Raw genomic sequence first — 19,309 nt, forward strand, 5'->3', positions numbered from 1 at the left:
AATACTTTCATGGCGTTTACTTCAAGACTATGACCGGACCAATCAATCACGTTTCGCATATATGGTACTGCGATCACTTTTGTTTGGTTTGTATTACTTGAAGTTGTTTTGACCTACCGCAAACGAAGCTTCTTGTTGTGGTAAAACGCCCATATGCCTGAAAAGAACCAATCTGCATTGCACGGCCTATTCAGGCTAGTAGCTCAACTGAGCGGAATAGACAGTTGATGGCATCTGTATGCAAATACATCGCCAGGACACTGCCAATGCGATTCCCTTGTCGCGACAACAGGTACGCATAAGCCAACGGCGAAATTTCGATTATCGTGACAATGATTATTGTTTTATCTATTCGTGAAACGGTTCGTTTATGTAGTGCCGCGTATTGGCCCACTAAGGAAAACGCATCTTAAATAGCCTTTTCAAAGCCGTTGGTATAGAGCTCATTTAATATGAGCAGACACTCTCGTAAGCAAATTAATCGTCGCTCAACAACTGGATTGTGTGCTGACCCCAGTATTAGCCAAGGAGGGACAACTGCTTTGGTCTTTCCCGCTATTGGCTCGCTCGCTACGTTGAAATCTGGCATCCCAATGCTTTCAGTTACATTCCACAGCAATTGGTAGGCATCCTTCATGCCTTGAGCGCCTCGGATCGTTACAATATATGATTCAACAGAGGACGATACATGCAGCGTAACGCGGGAACAGATGGGCTGAAGATAGCATTGGCAATGATGGTGGTTGCCCTGCATGCGTCGTTGTTTACAGAGACCGCCGAGTATCTTAATTACATATTCGTGAACGGGCTGCTTCGCATTGCCGTGCCGACCTTCTTTATCATCAATGGTTTTTACTTCTATCCGTTGATAGCCCGAAATCGTTCCTTTACTAATTGGGCCAAACGCCTGGCTGTGTTGTACAGTATCTGGATGTTGCTGTATTTGCCATTCTATTGGCCGGTACACTGGGAGCTCGCCCGTGATCAGATTGGCCTGCTGGAAAAGCTGGTGTTTGGCTATCATCATTTATGGTATCTGGTGGGCACCTTGGGCGCCGGGGCGGTATTGCATGTATTGCGTACACGCAGTGACAAACACATTCTTATCTCTGCCGTAGCGTTGTTTGTGATGGGCTATGTGTTGCAGGCAATTGGCAATTATGCGCCGATCGAAGAAGGGGTAGCGGGGTATCTGTTGAATTCTGGCTGGATTTTCCGCAACTTTCTTTTCTTTGGCTTTCCCCTGTTTGCCATAGGGTATTTGATCGCCAAACACCGCCTGCACAAATTGCCTCGTCGTGACCCGCAATTGCTGTGCGCCATATTTGCGTCAGTCATGCTGCTGGTAGCGGAAAGCTCCGTGCACTATTTTCTGCACCCCGCCAAGGCGGGCGTAGATATGTACCTTTCTCTGCTGGTGCTGTGTCCGCTGCTTTTCATTTTTTTTCACAGCCGCTCTGCAAGACTGAATACGGACTTTCTGTCCAAGCTTTCTACCGCCATTTACCTGACGCACGTATTCTTTATCAATATTTTGCTAAACACAGGCTGGATGGAGCAGGGCACGCCATTGTTTGTCATGGTGATGTTTGCCAGCACCGTAGTATCAGCCTTGCTGGTCTGGTCTGATCGTAGGTGGAATATTCTGTTCTGACAGCGACCTTTCACATGGAATGCACGGCGAATGTGGCAGCAGGCCGGTTACTACGCATAGCCACAGTGCGGCAAGGCCTTTGGCCGCCGCTGATACGAATGCGCCGCAGCAGGCAGCCATGGTCTACATAGCCGTAACAGCGCGCAATGTAAGCCGGGAAGTAGAATTCAGAAGCGCGTAGTAATGTAGGACCGCGCCTGGCCCGTGTCATCAATAACAGGCATCCATTTCCACTTATCAAATGTCGTGCAGGGATGGGAGATGCCCAGCATGATCCTGTCGCCCACAGCAGGAGCAGGGCCGGCAGCATCAAAATGTAAATAGGCGTGCTGGTCATTGAGCGCAGTGATTTGCCAGGTCGGTTCCGGCGCGCTGCGAACCCGTTCACCTACCGGCGCGTAGCCAGTGACAAAGGGCAACGTAAGGTCATAGGAAATGTCCCGTTTACCGCAGGTAAGCAGCGCCAGCCCGGGTTCCGGCACCGACTGCACCATGGTCCATACCTCCAGGGCCGCCCTTAGGCTTTCCTGCAGGTGCTCGCGCTCCTGGACTTTGGCCAGATGACGCTTATAGACGCCGTGGTCGTGTGTGATATAGCATCCCGAGCGCAGTACGCCTCGTACTGGCCGATCCAGGCTGATTTTCAGACCGGGGACGACCAGATCAAAAATGGCCGAGCCGCCGGCCGAGATAATGATTTCGTCAGTGTCGAACAGCTGCTGTTGAGCGCAGGCGCGCGCGACTGCTTCACAACGGGCCATGAGTGCGTCAACGGCCGGCTTGTCCTTTTCTGTGTCGGTGGCCAGGTTTCCTTCGTAGCATTCGATGCCGCCCAGCGCGAGTACGGATGATTGATGTATGCAGCGGGCCAGCGCCAGAGCCTGTTCCAATTGGCGGCAGCCTGTACGCTGGCCTGCAATACCGATTTCCAGCAGGCAGTCAAAGCGTATGCTTTGCTGCTGGTTGTCCTCACTGTAACGTCTAGCCCAGGCTTCGATATAAGCGACCTGTTCAATTGAATCGACCAGAAACCAAATGCGCAGGTCGGGATGCATTTGCAAAAGTGACTGTAATTGGCGCAGGTCGGCATCACATACAACCTGATTGGCAATAATAATACGCTTTGCACCGGCCTGAATGCCGGTCTGGGCCTGAAACATGGTAGCAAAGGTGAGCCCCCACGCACCGGCGGCAAGTTGTTGGCCAAACAGTTCAGGCGACATGGTGGTTTTGCCATGCGGCGCAAGGCTAACACCTTTGTCGCGGGCAAAACGCTGCATCCATTGCAAATTGTGTTCCAGGGCCGGCTGGTTCAGCACCGCCAACGGGAACGCAAAGGCGTTGTCGTAAACGTTAAGCCGGGCTGCGGCGAAGGTTTCGGGTGCCGTCGTGGCAAGTTCTGCTGGAAAATGCTTTAGTGTGCAAGCTTGTATCGGAAGGGGGTCACTCATCAGTTTGTCCTGCTTAATGCGCTGCAACGTTTGGTGTCGATCTCTATTCGGGTTTTTTACTGTCGCTATCAGTATCCGAGGACGAACCAGGTTCATCGGCCGTGTCGTCCGGGAGCTCGATCTGGCTCAGCTTTTGCCAGAGCGCACCCATTTCATCGAAATACTGGTAAATATCTACCAGCGTCAGTTCGTCGGTTTCGAACGATCCACCCAAGACCGGGGGGGTTGCGAGCGCAAAAACAGAATTTTCAGGTAACGGGGTTTCCAGCTTTGATGCCATCAGCAGCAGCGAGAAGTAATCGGTAATGAATTCGGGATCGGCAAGCACAGCGCGAAACTCATCAAAGTCCGAGGCAATGTGCTCCAGTTCACCGTCGTTGGTGTCCAGAAACAGAATATGACCGGTTTCAGGCTCAAGCAAAAAGCAGTCTGCCGTTTTGGTGACAAGCAGAATTTCGACCTGGGCTGGCAGGAGCCATTGCCAGTGATTCAGCAATCGTGGCTGGTTAAGATTATCAGTGGCAATGGTCAGGTCGTTCAGATTCACGTGCGCTCCTTGCGTCGTTGACGTGGGCAGAAGTGTCGGGCCGCCTGTACCCCTGCCGCGTGGTTATTATGACGATTGAATGCGCAGACGGTATTCTTCGTCATTCATGAAAATATATCTTACCGCATCAATCAGGCTTAGAAATACCGTGAGCGGCAACCAGATGAAACTGATGATCAGATACAGCATCCCCATGCCTATCTGGCCGTTGTAAAAGCGGTGCGCGCCCAGCCAGCCCAGGAAAATCGCCAGAAAAATGGCTATTTTACGGGAGCTTGCCTGGCGTGTCAGTTCTTCATCCTTGTTCTTGTATATCCAGATGCACACGATAGCCGTCACCACCAGGGCGACCAGTATTTTGACGGGATGCCGGGAGACGTATTCGGAGACGGTGTAATACAGATCGGAAAAGTTATAGATGACCAGACCGGTGATGTCATGCAGCCACACAGCCAGCGCGGTGAACACGCCTTCGCCGAAGGTCAGTCCGATCAGGACAATGATAAAGACGATAATGGGCAGGAGAATTTTCTGGAGCATGGCAGCGGGTCTCGATGGGCACAAAACGACCGTTAGGGATTTGCATTGCGAAATCGCATGACGGGCGCGGGTTAATGAGGCAGTAAATCTGAATCAGTAAACGTTGGATAAGCGTTAGATAAACGTTTGATAAGCGAATGTTAGATAAGGGTATATTCGCATAAAAACAAGGTTGGGCCGGGGTGGTTCGGCGCATGGATGCTTCATTGCGTTTCGGGTACAAAATACGGCATGCGTCATGGATTGGTCTCCTTTGCCTGACTGCAACCATAACTGGTCCGCCAGCTGTATATTGCCAGGGCAATTGGCCGGCTGTTGCATGCGGCGCGCAGTGAGCAGCACAAAGGCAGGGTACACCGCCAATTCGGCCTTTACACCGTCTGTGCCTGGCGCTCAGGCATCAGCCAGCGTAAACACGTTTTTGCCAAATGGCAGTGCCTGGCCGCGCAGCAAATGGCTGATCACGCTTGCAGAACCCGGGGCCAGGGTAAAGCCCAGGGCTCCCTGGCCAATATTGAGCCACAGGTTACCATATCGGGTTGCATCAATAATGGGTTTGCCTTTTGGCGTAGCCGGACGCAGCCCGGTCCAGAGCGTGGCCAGATCATAATTGCCCGCATCGGGAAACAAATTGCGGGCTTCCTGCTTCAGCGCTTCAATACGCGAGGTATCGATGCGGCGGTTTAAGCCCACCATGTCGGCCATGCCGGCGATGCGCAGGCGCTCCCCCAGCCTTGCATAGACTACCTTGCGTTCATAATCGGTGATGCTGACCATCGGCGCGTCGGCGGCTCGCTCAATGGGCACTGTGAGGCTGTATCCTTTGAGCGGACTGACCGGCACCGCAATGCCCAGAGGCTTGAGTAGCGCTGTGCTCTCGCATGCCAGTGCCACCACGATATGATCCGGCGTAAGGTGTTCTCCGGCGGTTGTTTGTACACTCACTTTGCGATTGCTGTCGGCCGCAAGCCGGCTGACGGTGGTATTGAAGCGGAAGGTGACGCCGCGTTGCTGCAAAATGTTTTTCAGGGCAACGGCAAGCTGGAAGCAGTCTGCGCTTTCTTCGCTTTCGGTAAAGATGCCGCCGCTCAGGTGATCCCGCATACGTTGCAGGGCTGGCTCCAGCGAGATACATTCTTCAACCGACATGGCACGTTGCTCGCAACCCAGTGAACGCTGAAAGTCCAGCTGTTCGACGGCATGCTCGAAAGAATCGCGGCTGCGATGCACAACCAGCTTGCCTGCCCGTTTATGGTCAAAGGAGATGGCCTCCTGTTGCATCATGTCGTGATACAGGTCACGGCTGAGAAACGACAGTGAAAGCAATTGTCGCGTCGTTTGGTTGCTTTGAGCCGCATTGCAGGCTTTGACAAAACGCACGTTCCAGCACAGGGTGGCCGGATCCAGGCTGGGGCGAAAACGCAGGGGCGAGTTGCGGTCCAGCAGCCATTTGGGCACGTGACTCATGACCCCCGGGCCGGCCAGTGGCGCCACGTAACTGTATGACAGTTGTGCACCGTTGGCATAGCTAGTCTCCAGCGCAACGTCGCTGTTTCTCTCGATAACGGTGACGTTGAACCCGTCCCGGTTGAGATAATAAGCAGTTGTCAGCCCGATGATGCCGGCCCCAAGTACCAGAACGTCCATAATTTTTCCGTCAGTATGAAAAGGCATTGGTTCTATTGCCAAGGCCCGGATCAGGCCGGCCTGTGAAGACCAATAATGCAATTATAAGGAATTCAGCCAGTCAATATCGGCCTGGGTGAATCCGGCCGCCATTCTGGCCTGGACATTGAAGGGCCCGCGAGGCTTGCCGACGCGATAGGTATCGATCAGCGCCGCATAAGCGGCAACGGGCTCCTGGTTTTGCTGCTCGCAGCAGTGCAGGTACCAGCGATTGCCGGTTTTGACATGACCGATTTCGTCGCGCAGAATAATATCCAGGATCTGCACGCCGCGGTCGTCGTTGACGGCCCGCAACTTGTTCTGGATGGCCGGGGATACATCCAGGCCGCGCGCCTCCAGCGTACGCGGCACCAGTGCAAGCCTGGCCAGAATGTCGTCGGCAGTTTTTTCCGCCATGTCCCATAAACCATTATGGGCCGCAAAATCGCCATACTGATAGCCACAAGAGGCCAGGTGCCCCCGCACGAGGGAAAAGTGATAGGCCTCTTCCCGGGCGACCTGCATCCAGTCGTAGTAGAAATCATCGGGCATGCCGGGAAAGCGCCAGATGATATCCAGCGCCAGGTTGATGGCATTGAATTCGATATGGGCAATGGAGTGAATGAGCGCCGCTTTTCCCTGTTGTGTCTGCGTCGAGCGTACCGATACCTCGCGCGGGTCCACCAGTTGCGGCCGTTGCGGGCGACCCGGCAGTGGCCGCGTCGGTTGCAGGACCAGATTGGCGCGCACGGGCAGCGTTGATACCAACTGGTCAACAGCGGTGATTTTTTTACAGGGGTCGGGTTCGGCCAGGGCATCTAGTGCTGCCTGACGGAGCGATGGGTACAGAGGAGGCATGACAGGAGAGGGCATGTCGGTTTACAAACAACGGGTTCACCAAAACCGCTATTTTAGTCAATGGCAGGCAATGGTATAGTCTTGTTTTGACTTTCACAGGAAAACTCATGTCTTCTTCAGCCCGCATTGTCTTTCTTGATCGGGCCACGTTGCCTGACTTTATCGCGCTCAAGGCGTTTGAGTTCGAACATGAAGTGATTGCCTACGACCAGACTGCGCCGGCCGACGTTGCCCAGCGGATTCGGAACGCGCAAATCGTGATTACCAACAAGGTGCCGGTGTCGGCGCAAGACGTGGCGCAGGCGGGCGAGCTTAAACTGGTGGCTGTGGCGGCAACCGGGACCAATATCGTTGACATAGAAGCATGCCGCGACAAGGGTATTGTTGTGACCAATATCCGCAACTATGCGGTCAATACCGTGCCCGAGCATACACTTGCATTGATTTTTGCACTGCGTCGCAGTTTGCTTCCCTATCATCGCTCGGTCAGCCAGGGGCGCTGGGCGCAAAGCGGCCAGTTTTGCTATTTTGATTATCCGGTCAGCGATCTGGCCGACAGCACTATCGGTATTTTCGGTTCCGGCGCGCTTGGCAGCGCGGTTGCCAAGCGCGCCCAGGCACTGGGCATGAAAGTGCTGTTTGCCGCTCGCAAGGGAGAGACTGACGTAAAGCAAACGCATACCCCCTTTGAAGAGGTAATCGCACAGGCTGATATCCTCTCGCTGCACCTGCCCCTGACTCCGACAACCCGTCATATGATTGGCGCGGCAGAGCTGGCGCAAATGAAGCCGACCGCTATTTTGATCAACACGGCCAGGGGCGGGTTGGTGGACGAAGCCGCGCTGGCAGACGCCCTGGAAAACAACAGTATCGGTGGCGCAGGTTTCGATGTTGTCACTCAGGAACCCATGCCCGATACCCACCCGTTTATGCGCCTGATGAACCGACCGGATTTTATCCTGACGCCGCATGTGGCGTGGGCCAGCCGCCAGGCGATTCAGGTGCTGGCGGACCAGCTGGTGGACAACATCAATGCGTTCGTACGTAACGATATCCGCAATCAGGTTTGATTCGGACACATCAGTCGCGTGTGCTTACAGCTTATGACTCTAATAGGTAGAAATACGCGTTGTCATAACGTTGAATATTTTCAATAATGATCAGGATACGGACCTTTCCGTATAACAAATAATAATAAGCAGAGTGGGAGCATGGCAGAAACAACAACGCTATATGGCGACTTTGACTACATCATTGCGGGTGCCGGTTCGGCAGGCTGCCTGCTGGCCAACCGTTTGTCCGCAGACCCTTCCTGCAAGGTGCTGCTGCTGGAGGCAGGCGGTGACGATAAATGGCGCTGGTTGCATATTCCGGTAGGTTATCTTTATTGCATCGGCAATCCCAATACCGACTGGTGCTTTACCACGCACCCCGACGCCGGGCTCAATGGCCGCAGTATTGCCTATCCGCGCGGCCGCGTGCTTGGTGGCAGTTCCGCCATCAATGGCATGATCTACATGCGGGGGCAAAAAGAGGATTACGATGGCTGGCGCGACGCCGGCAACCCGGGCTGGGGCTGGGATGATGTGCTGCCGCTGTTCAAAAAATTCGAACATCATTACGCGGGCGATACGGCATTCCATGGTGGCCACGGCGAGCTGCGCGTCGAGCAGCAGCGTTTGCGCTGGGATATCCTGAATGCCTTTCGCCGAGCAGCCGAACAGGCAGGCATTCCCCAAATTGAAGACTTCAATTGTGGTGACAATGAAGGTTCTTCGTATTTTCATGTCACCCAGAAAAAAGGCGTGCGTTTCAGCGCCGCCACTGCATTCCTGCGGCCGATCAAGGAGCGCAGCAACCTGACCGTTATCACAAATGCAATGATAGACCGTGTCAATTTCACAGACCGGACGGCCCAGGGCTTGCGCTTTCGTCATAACGACCACTTTTTCCACGCCAATGCACGCCGAGAAGTCATTCTCAGCGCCGGCGCCATTGGCTCGGTACAAATCCTCCAGCGCTCCGGCGTAGGGGCCGGCGATCTCATGAAGTCGCTGGGCATTCCACTCATTCATCATTTGCCGGGGGTGGGGCGCAATCTGCAGGATCATCTGCAGCTGCGTATGATTTACAAGGTAAACAAGGTGCGCACGCTCAACACGATGATGCAGTCACCGTTGTCCAAGGCGTATATGGGCCTGCAGTACGCCTTTATGAAAAAGGGGCCATTGACGATGGCGCCGTCACAGCTGGGTATTTTTGCGCGTTCCTCTCCCAGGCAGCAACGCGCCAATGTGGAATATCATGTACAGCCGCTATCGCTGGAAAAATTCGGCGACGGTCTGCATCCGTTTCCTGCCTTTACGGCCTCCGTATGCAACATTCGGCCAACCAGCCGCGGTATGGTGACCATTGTTTCTCCTTCGCTTGAAGACCGGCCTGATATTCTATGCAATTATCTGAGCACGGACGAAGATGTCCAGGTTGCCCTGGAAAGCATCCGGCTGACACGGCGTATCGCCGATCAGGCTGCGCTTGAAAAATACACGCCTCAGGAGTTCCGGCCAGGCCCGTTGGCCAAAACCGACGACGACCTTATACGGGCAGCCAGCGATATCGGCACAACCATCTTTCACCCGGTGGGGACCTGCAAGATGGGCGCCGATGACATGTCCGTGGTCGACGCCAATCTGTGCGTGCATGGGGTCAACAGGCTGCGTGTTATCGATGCTTCTGTCATGCCAACCATCACTTCGGGAAATACAAACGCGCCAGCCATGCTGATCGCGGAAAAAGGGGCCCAACTGATATTGGCCGCGCGCTGAACGGGCACTTGTAAGGGGAGCTTGGCAAGCTGGTTTGCGTCTGACAGTGCTGGCAAGTCCGTTGCCTTGCACAAGTTGTTAGGGTTTAATGCGGCTTGTTCCGACCTTTTTCTCAAAAAGAATAGCTGGCGGTTTCGCTTATATTACTTGCATATTTTGCTGCCTGCCGGGATAACAAGGACTGCAGAAGGCACATACCCAGTCTCTTTGCGCAGCGGGTATCTACGCTATCGTTTTTCAATGCAGCACTATCTGAACGTACTGGTTTATATCCGCTATCTATAAATAAAGACCTATTTATTCGTTCTTATTCCTGTGATGAACCGATAAGATAAAGCCTTACCGAAGTAGTCTTGCCTGCCCATCGGGTAGCGGACTAAGCATTGGACGGACATATTATGAATTTTCACTCCGCGCAAACTCAAGCAATGTTCTCTGAACAGCCGATTCTGTGGAAGCCGCCAAAGCGTACGATTGATCCGGCTGCGCTCGACGCCAAATGCCTGCAACTGCGCGAACGCTTGTTAGGTATCGCTCGAACACACCAGCGCACGCGTCTGGCATCCAGTTTGTCGGCGGAAGACATGGTTATTACAGACGTGATATTGCGTGAGGCGGGACAAAGCGAACAATATCGGGATATCGCGACGTATATTGACATATTTACTCTGGAAACCGGTCGTCTGCCGGCGGAAACACTTGCATTGTTGGATCAGATTCAGACTCGTTACGGCATACGGCTCGCTATTTACACGCCAGAAGAATCGGCTGTGCAGGCCTATATCGAACAGCACGGTATTAATGGCTTTTACGAAAGTTTGCAGGCGCGCCGCCAGTGCTGTGATATACGCAAGGTGATACCGTTGGCGGCGGCACTGGCGGATGCCGATGCCTGGATTACAGGCCAGCGTCGTGAGCAATCGGTCACGCGCAGCGATCTGGACTTGCATGAGCAGGATGAGGCTCGAGGGATCAGCAAATACAACCCGCTGTTTGACTGGTCTGAGCAGGAAGTCTGGGCGTATGTGGACCGGTTTTCGGTGCCGGTAAACGCGCTGCACTACCAGGGGTATCCAAGCATTGGCTGCGACCCCTGTACAAAGGCGGTCCGCGTCGGCGAAGACCCGCGTGCCGGCCGCTGGTGGTGGGAAAACCAGGACAGCCGAGAATGCGGATTGCACGTTCACAGTTGACATTGCTGCATCTGCACTGAGAAAAACACATTATCAGGAAACTACATTGGGCCATGGATGCCTTATTCGGCTCGATCAATCATTACCCGGACCATCTGCATACGGGGCTGTAGATATTATCTTTATCTGCAATATCGGTAGCGCTCGTGGTTTTATTTCGTTTGTGATAAAAAGAATGTAAAACAAAGCCCGCGATTGCGGGCTTTGAAAATCAGGTAATAAGTTTATAAACCGATGTGCTATTGCCAGTGGCGCACGGGTCTGGCCGTGCGCTAGATCGTGGACTATATGTCCAGCAACTCTTCGGGGTTTTTCTCACGATACTGGTCAACGCTGACCTGGCCGATACGACGGCCGTCCAGGGCCACGACCTTAAAGACGGTTTTAATGTGACCATGCACCAGTTCGAATACATCGCCAGGCTCGGCCAGCCGATCAAACTGTCGAAGAAGATAGCCGGCAAGCGTGGCGGTTTCTTCGTTGTCGTCGTACAGTCCGTCGATGTTCAGGATCTGCTCCAGGTGACGCAGATCGGCTGCACCATCGATCATCCAGCGTCCCTCGCCCAGCTCCACAATGTCGGGGGTTTCGTCTTCGTCCGGAAATTCACCGGCGATTGCTTCGAAAACGTCCATCGGGGTGACCAGGCCTTCGATCGCGCCGAATTCGTCGGTGATCACCACCAACTGGCCGCGGCTTTCCTTGAGCGTTTGGATCAGTGTCAGGATGTTGATGGATTCGGGCACCACCAGCGGTTTGCGCAGTTTTTTGACATTGATCCGGCCCTCGGTAAGAATATCCGCAATCAGGTCGCGTGCCCGGCCGACTCCGATGATTTCATCGAGCGCACCGCGGCAGATCGGAAAGAAGGTATGGGGCGTGTTGATGATTTCATCGCGGATCTTGTTAATATCATCCTCGATATTGATCCATGAAATATCCGCACGCGGCGTCATGATCGAATGAATGCTGCGGTCGGCAAGCGTAAGCACGCCGCTGACCATATAGCGTTCTTCGTCTTCGAAGACAACGGGCTGTTCAGCTTCCTGATTGGGGTTTTCCATATGCGCTTCATCGGGTGGGCGTTTGCCCAGCATTCGCAAAATCCCTTCGGCCGTACGCTCGCGCATGGGGCGGGTGGCTTCGGTGCGTTTGATGCTGTGACGCGCGATCTGGTTGAAGATCTCGATCATGACCGAAAAGCCGATAGCCGCGTACAGATAGCCCTTGGGCACTTTGAAGCCAAAGCCTTCGGCCAGCAGCGAAAAGCCGATCATAAGCAGGAACCCCAGGCACAGCACGACAACAGTGGGATGCTGGTTGACAAAGTTGGTCAGGGGCTTGGATGCAACCAGCATGACCGCCATGGCAATGATCACTGCGGCAAACATGACCGGCAGATGGTCAACCATACCGACAGCGGTGATAATCGAGTCCAGGGAAAAGATGGCATCCAGGACGATGATCTGTGTGACAATCACGCCGAAGCCGGCGTAGACGCGCGGGCCGGTAGAGGCTTTGGTCTTGCCTTCAAGCCGCTCGTGCAATTCTAGGGTGCCCTTGAACAGCAGAAAAAAACCGCCTGAAATCAGGATCAGGTCCCGGCCCGAGAACGATAGCGTGTAAAGGGAAAACAGCGGCGCGGTCAGTTTGATCAGCCAGGACATGACCGACAGCAACATGAGCCGCATGATCAGGGCCAGGGCAAGTCCGGTAATGCGAGCTTTGTCACGCTGCTTGGGGGGGAGTTTATCGACGAGAATGGCAATAAAGACAAGGTTGTCTATGCCCAGCACCAACTCCAGAACAATCAGTGTAATCAAGCCTACCCATATATTTGGGTCAAGCAACAGCTCCATCAAGGGACTCCAGTTATTTAGATCATCAAATAGTAGCAGATAAATCCATGGGTTTTCAGGTCCTTGCGAGCGCAATAATTATTACATTTATGCACGCCGTGATTGACAGAATCCCCGCCAGTTAAGGTAAAGTGACTCTTTTTTGCGGAATGCTGCGCCCGATGTTCGCGCAATGCAGCGCACAAATCAGGATACAGGAGTGTGAATGGACTGGGGTCAGGAATTAAAGGATAGCGCCTTCTGGCTTATACAGGCCTATGTTATTTCATTTGTCGCTATCGTGGTCAGCGGCTGGTTGCTGACTCGCTATACGCACTGGGGGCGGCAATTCTGGAAGCTGGCCGGCAACTATTTCAATCCCCGGCGCTCAGTACGTCCCATCGCGATGTTCAGCGTCATTCTGCTGCTCAGTCTGTCGGGCGTACGCGTCAGTGTGCTGTTTTCCAACTGGTACAACAGCATGTATACGGCGCTGCAAAAACTGGATGAGACCAGTTTTTGGATACAGATGGGCGTGTTTACCATTCTGGCCGGTATCCACATTGTCCGTTCCCTGGTCACCTTCTATCTGCAGCAAGCCTTTACGATTAACTGGCGCGAATCGCTCAACGGCGTGTTCCTGAACAAATGGCTGTCGCACACCAGTTATTACCGTTCCCACTACCTCAGTACCCCGGCGGATAATCCGGATCAAAGGATTCAGCAGGATATCTCCAGTTTTGTGACGGTGTCGCTAGACCTGTGTCTGGGCGTGGTCAGTTCCCTGGTTTCGGCAGTCGCCTTTACCATTATCCTGTGGACCTTGTCCGGCGACATCACGCTGGCAGGGGTCACCATTCCGCGAGGCATGGTCTTTGCCCTGTTTATTTACATCCTGATCGCTACGGTATTTGCATTCCGGATCGGCCGACCTCTGATTCTGCTCAATTTCCTGGATGAGAAATTCAATGCGGACTATCGGTATTCCCTGGTGCGTGTGCGTGAATATGCCGAAAGTATCGCTTTCTACAAAGGCGAAAAAATCGAAATGGGCAAGCTGATGAGCCGTTTTAAGCAGATTATCAGCAATGTCTGGGCCATTGTGCATCGAAGCGTCAAGTTCCAGGGGTTCAACTTCTTTGTCTCGCAGACCGCGGTTATTTTCCCCTTTATTATTCAGGCGCCGCGTTTTTTCTCCGAGCAGATTACGCTGGGCGCCATGACCCAGAGTGCCCAGGCGTTTGGCACGCTGCACGATAACTTGTCGTTCTTCCGTAACGCGTATGATACCTTTGCCAGCTACCGGGCTACATTGAATCGTCTGCACGGGTTTCTCACTAATATTGAAAATGCCGACGCCTTGCCACAGCCTGATGTCCGGCAGGATGGCGACACGGTCCTGCTTGAGGGTGTGAGCATTCGCACGCCGTTGGGCCAGGAACTGGTCAACGATCTGTCCCTGCACGTGGAAAAAGGCCAGTCCTGGCTGCTGCAGGGCCCCTCCGGCTCGGGCAAGACCACCATTCTGCGTGCCGTGGCCGGCCTGTGGCCATACTCCAGCGGCATGATCGTGCGTCCCGAGGACGATATTCTGTTCCTGTCGCAGAAACCGTACGTGCCGGAAGGATCGCTGCTTGAGGCACTTTATTACCCGCATGCGGTGCCGGCAGACGGCCTGGAGAAAGGGCAGCAGGCCCTGCTTGATGTTCACCTGGCTCACCTGCAATCGCGGATCGAGGAAACCGTCAGCTGGTCGCACACCTTGTCGCAGGGCGAGCAGCAGCGGGTTGCCTTTGCCCGTGTGCTCCTGGCAGCGCCGTCTGCCGCTTTTATTGATGAGGCAACGTCGGCAATGGACGAAGGCCTGGAAGACGCTATGTATCGTCTGGTACATCAGCGCCTGCCCGATCTGAAACTGATCAGTGTCGGTCATCGCAGCACATTGATTGCGCAACACACGCATCTTTTGCACTTGAACGGTGACGGGACCTGGTACTGGCGCCCCATCGAGACGCCGCCTGCACCGGCCCAGGCCTGATTGCCGGAGTGATGATAATGGAACGCAAACAGCCCGATACGCCCGAGAACGCGAACAACGCAGCAGCGACGGTGCTGCGCGTCGATAACTGGGGGGCGCTCAAAGACCATGCATCCATGGTGCGGCACGAAGTGTTCGTGCTTGAACAACAGGTGCCGCCAGAACTGGAAATGGACGAGATGGATGCGCAATGCATTCATGCAGTCGCCTATGACGCGCAGCACCGGCCGATCGCGACCGGACGGCTGCTGCCTGACGGTCATATCGGCCGCATGGCAGTGCGCAAGATAGCAAGAGGGACCGGCATTGGCGGGCTGGTACTACAGCGCCTGGTTCAGGCAGCGCGGGCGCGCGGCGATGCCGAAGTGGTGCTTAGTGCCCAGGTTCATGCCATGGGGTTTTATGCGCGTTACGGGTTCGTGGCCGAAGGCGATGTCTATATGGATGCCGGTATTGCCCATCGCACGATGAGCCTGCAGCTTGCCTGACGGGCTCATTGACCGGCAGCGTGGCGACAACAGCCTGGCTACCGTTTAGCAAGGAGCAAGGAACCGGGCGACTGATCGCTTATGCGCCCAGCGTGGGGCTCAGCCACGACCACGGACTGTGCTCGATTGCGGCGCCCATGATATAGAAGAACGTGAGTACTGCAAGCGCAGCAAACACGGCTTTTTGTCGGCAAGTGCGGGCCCGCTTGATCGCCATGGTGCCCAGTGCGATATACAGCACCAGCCCGATCAGCTTGGCCACAATGAATGCCTGCATACCGATGAAAGACAGCAGGTACAGCCCACAGACCAGCAATAGCGTGTCAATCACATGGGGCGCGATGCGCACAAATGGCCGCGCCAGCAGCGCTGACCCCGAGATCGACCAGCCAGCGCGCAAAATAAAAAACAGCAGACTCAGAATGGCGAGGGTCATGTGAGAATGTTTGACCATCAAATAACCGGACATACGGCAGCTTCCTGGTAAATACCTGACTTGCGGCAGATATATTGAGTAAAAGGTCGGCCTGGTGACCAATACGGCGAATGCCAGGCTTTCCCGTGAATAGTGCTGCGCTCATTTTACCTTGGATGGGCGCAATTTCCGGTATAGTTGCAGCGCTGGCCTGTTCGTATTCTATCCCGTCAGGCTGGCGTGACCGGACAGGGTAGCAGGTGTTCAACATGGACGTAGAGCTGGGCTGGAACGTTTTTCTCATTTTGTTTTTTGTGGCCATGCTGGCCGGTTTTGTGGACGCATTGGCCGGCGGCGGCGGGCTTATTGTCATTCCAGTCATGATGCTTATGGGCTTTCCGGTGCTCAATGTGCTGGCCACCAATAAACTGCAGGGCAGCATTGGTACGCTTGCGTCATCACTGACCATGATGCGTCGCGGCGTGATTCAATTTCGCGAACTGCGTGTGCCCGCCCTTATGTCTTTTGCAGGGGCGGGCCTGGGCACGGTGCTGATCCAGATGGTCGACCCGAGTGTGCTGGATTTCCTGATTCCTCTTGTTCTGCTGGCAATCGGGCTGTATTTTCTGCTCACTCCGTCGGCAGGACAGACCGAAAGGGCCGCACGCATTGGTTCCAAGCCTTTTGAATTCGGCGTGGTACCGGCCATTGGTTTTTATGACGGTTTTTTCGGGCCAGGCGCAGGTTCTTTCTTTTCCCTGGCCAATATCACGTTGCGCGGCATGCATATCGTCAAGGCTTCGGGGGCGGCACGATTGTTCAACTTTGCCAGTAATGTCGCCTCGGTCGCGGTATTCATTGTGGGCGGGCAGGTGCTGTGGCTTGTCGGCGCGGTCATGATCTGTGGTCAGATTGTCGGATCGGTATCGGGCTCGGTGGTGGCGGTCAATCATGGTGCCCGCCTGATCCGACCGTTGATCGTGGTGGTTTGTTTTGCCATGGTCATCCGGTTTCTGGTGCAGCGGTTCTGGGGCTGAGGCAGCAGCAAGCGGGGGTGCCATGATTGTTTTGTCTTATCGGGCAGTGGCCTGTATTTGGACAAAGATGGCGGATTAATGTAATAGAATGGTGATAACCTAAAGCCCAGAGGCCCCGCGCGGGCCGGTGTGCAACTCATCCAATTTTAAAGAAATTACGCATGGCAACGAGAAAAAAATCAGCTAATACCCAGCAGTCGTCGCTGCCGCTGCCCGAACCCGGTCACGATTACGATCCGGACGTCCCTTCACGGGAAAATATACTCAGTTTGCTGCGTAGCGCCGACAAACCGCAGCCCTTGCAGCAGCTTATCAATCACTTCAATCTGACCCGGCAGGGCGGCGTAGACGGGCTGGAAAAACGCCTGGCGGCCATGCAGCGTGACGGTCAGCTGGACAATACGCCACTGGGCTGGCAGGTCACGGCAAAGCCCAAAGATTATGTGATCGGCCGTGTTCAGGGGCATCGCGATGGTTTCGGCTTTCTGATCCCTGAAGATGGCGGTCAGGATCTGTTTTTGTCGCCACGCGAAATGCTCAAGGTATTGCATGGCGATCGGGTGCAGGTCAAGCCCACCGGAGAGTATCGCGGCAAGCCCGAAGGTACCATTGTCGAGGTGCTGGAGCGCAGCACCAACCGGCTGGTAGGTCGTCTGCTGCAGGAGCAGGGCATATACGTGGTGGCGCCCGAAGACCAGCGCATCAAGCATGATATCCTGGTGCCCGCATCGGATGTGGGCGGCGCCCAGCATGGCCAGGTTGTCACGGTTGAGATCGTGCAACAGCCTACCCGCCACACTCAGCCGCTCGGACGCATCATCGAAGTACTCGGGGAAATTGACGACCCGGGCATGGAAATCGAGATTGCGGTACGCAAGTTTGATGTGCCTGTCGGGTTTTCCGAGGCGGCGCTGGCGCAGGCCGATGCATTGCCGGAAACCGTAGTGCAGCGAGATCTGAACGGCCGCGTTGATCTGCGTGACGTGCCTTTTATTACGATTGACGGCGAGGACGCTCGCGACTTTGACGACGCTGTCTACTGCGAACCGGTCAATATCGGTACAGAACAACGGCGGCGCAAGGGATGGCGCCTGCTGGTGGCTATTGCCGATGTCAGCCATTATGTGCGCCCGGAAGATGCCATTGACACCGATGCGCTCGCGCGTGGCACCAGCGTTTACTTTCCGCGGCGAGTCATTCCCATGCTGCCCGAGAAGTTGTCCAATGGACTTTGTTCACTCAATCCGCAGGTAGATCGCCTGGTGCTGGTGTGCGACATGGTAATACCCGCCACCGGCGCCAAGGCTGGCACGGTCGCAGCCTATCAGTTTTATAACGCGGTCATCCATTCGCATGAACGCACCACCTATACCCAGATCTGGACGGCGCTGCAGCAAATTGACGGACCCACTGCCCGTGCCTTAAAACATGTATTGCCGCATATCCAGGACCTGTATACGCTTTATCAACTGCTGGAAGGCACCCGCAAGCAGCGCGGCGCGATGGATTTTGACACCATCGAAACCAAGATCATCAGCAACGAACTGGGCAAAATCGAGCAAATCGTCCCGCATGTGCGCAACGATGCACACAAGCTTATCGAAGAATGCATGCTTGCCGCTAATACCTGCGCGGCCGAGTTCGTCAAGACCAATAAGCGCCTGAGCCTGTATCGTGTGCATGAAGGTCCTACACCGGAAAAACTGAAAAATCTGCGTGAATACCTGCGCACGCTGGGCCTGTCCCTGGCCGGGGGCGACGAACCCAGCGGCAAGGATTACGCCGCGTTGCTCGATGCAGCACGGGCCCGCCCCGATTTTCAGATCATCCAGACCATGGCGTTGCGCTCCATGCAGCAGGCGATCTATAGCCCCGATGATGGCGGGCACTTTGGCCTGGCCTATCCCAGCTATACGCATTTTACGTCGCCTATCCGGCGTTATCCAGATCTGCTGACCCATCGAGTCATCAAGGCAATTCTGGCCAAACGCGCCTATGTTCCGGAAATGGCCGGCGTGGCGTGGGTGGAAGGCGAGTCACGCCAGCAACATGAGCACGCCCTGTGGGAGAAGCTGGGGATCGTGCTGTCGGCCTACGAACGCCGTGCCGACGATGCCTCGCGCGACGTTGAAGCGTGGCTCAAATGCTGGTTCGTACGCGAGCATGTGGGTGAAGTATTCAGCGGCAAGGTCACTGGTGTCACGTCCTTTGGCCTGTTCATCACGCTCGATACGCTTTATGTCGAAGGTCTGGTGCATGTGTCAGAGCTGGGAACCGATTACTTCCAGTTCAACGAAAGTCTGAATGAATTGCGCGGCGAGCGCACGGGCAAGAAATACAGGCTGACCGACAGTGTGCAGGTGCAGGTAACGCGCGTGGATCTGGAAGCGCGGCGCATCGAGTTTGCCTTGGTCAAAGGCATCACCTACGATTCGCTGCGCAAGGAAGCCCAGCGCCAGGACACACCGCCGCGACAATCCAAACGGGCGGCCAAGCCCAAGCCGGCCGGCATCAAAAGCCGCGGGCAGCAGGCCCTTGAGCGTCGGGCCGCATCAAAAAAGGCCGGTAAAAAGGCTGCACAGCCTGCCGGCAAGAAGGCATCCCGCCGGCGCTGATCAATCACGATATCAGCGATTAAGCCATCAGGAGCCCGATGCGTGTATCCGCCGGGATCAGCGCATCGGGTGGTAAATATATTGAGTTCAGGAACCTATTATGTCTAGCCGTCAGATACTGGCAGGATTTCATGCCGTGACTGCA

The 19,309-nt window shown here is 54.9% G+C and carries 15 protein-coding genes; 8 read left to right on the plus strand and 7 right to left on the minus strand.

Annotation, left to right across the window (positions count from 1 at the left end; genetic code table 11):
- Positions 1-688: 688 nt before the first annotated feature.
- Positions 689-1,654 (plus strand): acyltransferase family protein, encoded by a 966-nt coding sequence (locus ACTIKR_RS15260; protein ID WP_442328263.1) that lies wholly within the window; start codon positions 689-691, stop codon positions 1,652-1,654.
- A gap of 167 nt (positions 1,655-1,821) precedes the next feature.
- Here the strand turns inward: ACTIKR_RS15260 and ACTIKR_RS15265 are convergent, their stop codons facing one another.
- The 5 genes from ACTIKR_RS15265 to ACTIKR_RS15285 all read right to left on the minus strand — a co-directional run bounded on the left by ACTIKR_RS15265 (position 1,822) and on the right by ACTIKR_RS15285 (position 6,730).
- A complete protein-coding gene (locus tag ACTIKR_RS15265; RefSeq protein WP_193088898.1) occupies positions 1,822-3,105 on the minus strand; it encodes an amino acid deaminase in 1,284 nt (427 codons plus the stop codon).
- A 43-nt stretch (positions 3,106-3,148) separates the two neighbouring features.
- Positions 3,149-3,652, minus strand: coding sequence for a T6SS immunity protein Tdi1 domain-containing protein (locus ACTIKR_RS15270; RefSeq protein WP_193088899.1), 504 nt, complete (start codon positions 3,650-3,652; stop codon positions 3,149-3,151).
- A gap of 66 nt (positions 3,653-3,718) precedes the next feature.
- The gene (locus ACTIKR_RS15275) at positions 3,719-4,192 is read right to left on the minus strand and encodes a TM2 domain-containing protein (protein ID WP_193088900.1); all 474 of its coding nucleotides are present in this window, start codon (positions 4,190-4,192) and stop codon (positions 3,719-3,721) included.
- Between the two features lie 393 nt (positions 4,193-4,585).
- Positions 4,586-5,839, minus strand: coding sequence for a D-amino acid dehydrogenase (locus ACTIKR_RS15280; protein WP_193088901.1), 1,254 nt, complete (start codon positions 5,837-5,839; stop codon positions 4,586-4,588).
- An 81-nt stretch (positions 5,840-5,920) separates the two neighbouring features.
- A complete protein-coding gene (locus tag ACTIKR_RS15285) occupies positions 5,921-6,730 on the minus strand; it encodes a ferritin-like domain-containing protein (RefSeq protein WP_442328264.1) in 810 nt (269 codons plus the stop codon).
- Positions 6,731-6,822: 92 nt separating this feature from the next.
- On the opposite strand from ACTIKR_RS15285, the gene ACTIKR_RS15290 reads away from it, so the two are divergent.
- From ACTIKR_RS15290 to ACTIKR_RS15300, 3 genes are all read left to right on the plus strand, one after another.
- The gene (locus ACTIKR_RS15290; RefSeq protein WP_442328265.1) at positions 6,823-7,785 is read left to right on the plus strand and encodes a D-2-hydroxyacid dehydrogenase; all 963 of its coding nucleotides are present in this window, start codon (positions 6,823-6,825) and stop codon (positions 7,783-7,785) included.
- 141 nt (positions 7,786-7,926) lie between these two features.
- Positions 7,927-9,540 carry a GMC family oxidoreductase gene (locus tag ACTIKR_RS15295; protein WP_442328266.1) on the plus strand — a complete coding sequence of 538 codons (1,614 nt, stop codon included), beginning with the start codon at positions 7,927-7,929 and terminating at the stop codon, positions 9,538-9,540.
- 398 nt (positions 9,541-9,938) lie between these two features.
- The gene (locus ACTIKR_RS15300; protein WP_193088904.1) at positions 9,939-10,733 is read left to right on the plus strand and encodes a phosphoadenylyl-sulfate reductase; all 795 of its coding nucleotides are present in this window, start codon (positions 9,939-9,941) and stop codon (positions 10,731-10,733) included.
- A 284-nt stretch (positions 10,734-11,017) separates the two neighbouring features.
- Here the strand turns inward: ACTIKR_RS15300 and ACTIKR_RS15305 are convergent, their stop codons facing one another.
- Positions 11,018-12,592: a TerC family protein gene (locus ACTIKR_RS15305; RefSeq protein ID WP_193088905.1), complete on the minus strand. Its 1,575-nt coding sequence runs from the start codon at positions 12,590-12,592 to the stop codon at positions 11,018-11,020.
- Positions 12,593-12,797: 205 nt separating this feature from the next.
- Here ACTIKR_RS15305 and ACTIKR_RS15310 point away from each other — a divergent pair, with 205 nt between their 5' ends.
- Together ACTIKR_RS15310 and ACTIKR_RS15315 are read left to right on the plus strand one after the other, a co-directional pair.
- Positions 12,798-14,609, plus strand: a complete 1,812-nt coding sequence (locus ACTIKR_RS15310) for an ABC transporter ATP-binding protein/permease (protein WP_442328267.1) — start codon at positions 12,798-12,800, stop codon at positions 14,607-14,609.
- 17 nt (positions 14,610-14,626) lie between these two features.
- Positions 14,627-15,097 carry a GNAT family N-acetyltransferase gene (locus ACTIKR_RS15315; RefSeq protein ID WP_193088907.1) on the plus strand — a complete coding sequence of 157 codons (471 nt, stop codon included), beginning with the start codon at positions 14,627-14,629 and terminating at the stop codon, positions 15,095-15,097.
- 79 nt (positions 15,098-15,176) lie between these two features.
- Here ACTIKR_RS15315 and ACTIKR_RS15320 read toward each other — a convergent pair whose 3' ends face one another.
- The gene (locus ACTIKR_RS15320) at positions 15,177-15,551 is read right to left on the minus strand and encodes a SirB2 family protein (RefSeq protein WP_442328268.1); all 375 of its coding nucleotides are present in this window, start codon (positions 15,549-15,551) and stop codon (positions 15,177-15,179) included.
- 230 nt (positions 15,552-15,781) lie between these two features.
- Between ACTIKR_RS15320 and ACTIKR_RS15325 the strand changes: the two genes are divergently transcribed.
- Both ACTIKR_RS15325 and rnr read left to right on the plus strand, forming a co-directional pair.
- On the plus strand, positions 15,782-16,549 hold the full coding sequence (locus tag ACTIKR_RS15325) for a TSUP family transporter (protein ID WP_193088909.1): 768 nt from the start codon (positions 15,782-15,784) through the stop codon (positions 16,547-16,549).
- Between the two features lie 161 nt (positions 16,550-16,710).
- The gene (gene rnr / locus ACTIKR_RS15330) at positions 16,711-19,164 is read left to right on the plus strand and encodes a ribonuclease R (protein ID WP_442328269.1); all 2,454 of its coding nucleotides are present in this window, start codon (positions 16,711-16,713) and stop codon (positions 19,162-19,164) included.
- Positions 19,165-19,309 lie beyond the last annotated feature (145 nt).

The organism is Advenella sp. (genome assembly GCF_052108595.1).
GTDB lineage: Bacteria > Pseudomonadota > Gammaproteobacteria > Burkholderiales > Burkholderiaceae_B > Advenella.

Coding starts and splice junctions, on each gene's coding strand:
- ACTIKR_RS15260 (WP_442328263.1), top strand. CDS start 689: ATGCAGCGTAACGCGGGAACAGATGGGCTGAAGATAGCATTGGCAATG.
- ACTIKR_RS15265 (WP_193088898.1), bottom strand. CDS start 3,105: ATGAGTGACCCCCTTCCGATACAAGCTTGCACACTAAAGCATTTTCCA.
- ACTIKR_RS15275 (WP_193088900.1), bottom strand. CDS start 4,192: ATGCTCCAGAAAATTCTCCTGCCCATTATCGTCTTTATCATTGTCCTG.
- ACTIKR_RS15280 (WP_193088901.1), bottom strand. CDS start 5,839: ATGGACGTTCTGGTACTTGGGGCCGGCATCATCGGGCTGACAACTGCT.
- ACTIKR_RS15285 (WP_442328264.1), bottom strand. CDS start 6,730: ATGCCCTCTCCTGTCATGCCTCCTCTGTACCCATCGCTCCGTCAGGCA.
- ACTIKR_RS15290 (WP_442328265.1), top strand. CDS start 6,823: ATGTCTTCTTCAGCCCGCATTGTCTTTCTTGATCGGGCCACGTTGCCT.
- ACTIKR_RS15295 (WP_442328266.1), top strand. CDS start 7,927: ATGGCAGAAACAACAACGCTATATGGCGACTTTGACTACATCATTGCG.
- ACTIKR_RS15300 (WP_193088904.1), top strand. CDS start 9,939: ATGAATTTTCACTCCGCGCAAACTCAAGCAATGTTCTCTGAACAGCCG.
- ACTIKR_RS15305 (WP_193088905.1), bottom strand. CDS start 12,592: ATGGAGCTGTTGCTTGACCCAAATATATGGGTAGGCTTGATTACACTG.
- ACTIKR_RS15310 (WP_442328267.1), top strand. CDS start 12,798: ATGGACTGGGGTCAGGAATTAAAGGATAGCGCCTTCTGGCTTATACAG.
- ACTIKR_RS15315 (WP_193088907.1), top strand. CDS start 14,627: ATGGAACGCAAACAGCCCGATACGCCCGAGAACGCGAACAACGCAGCA.
- ACTIKR_RS15320 (WP_442328268.1), bottom strand. CDS start 15,551: ATGGTCAAACATTCTCACATGACCCTCGCCATTCTGAGTCTGCTGTTT.
- ACTIKR_RS15325 (WP_193088909.1), top strand. CDS start 15,782: ATGGACGTAGAGCTGGGCTGGAACGTTTTTCTCATTTTGTTTTTTGTG.
- rnr (WP_442328269.1), top strand. CDS start 16,711: ATGGCAACGAGAAAAAAATCAGCTAATACCCAGCAGTCGTCGCTGCCG.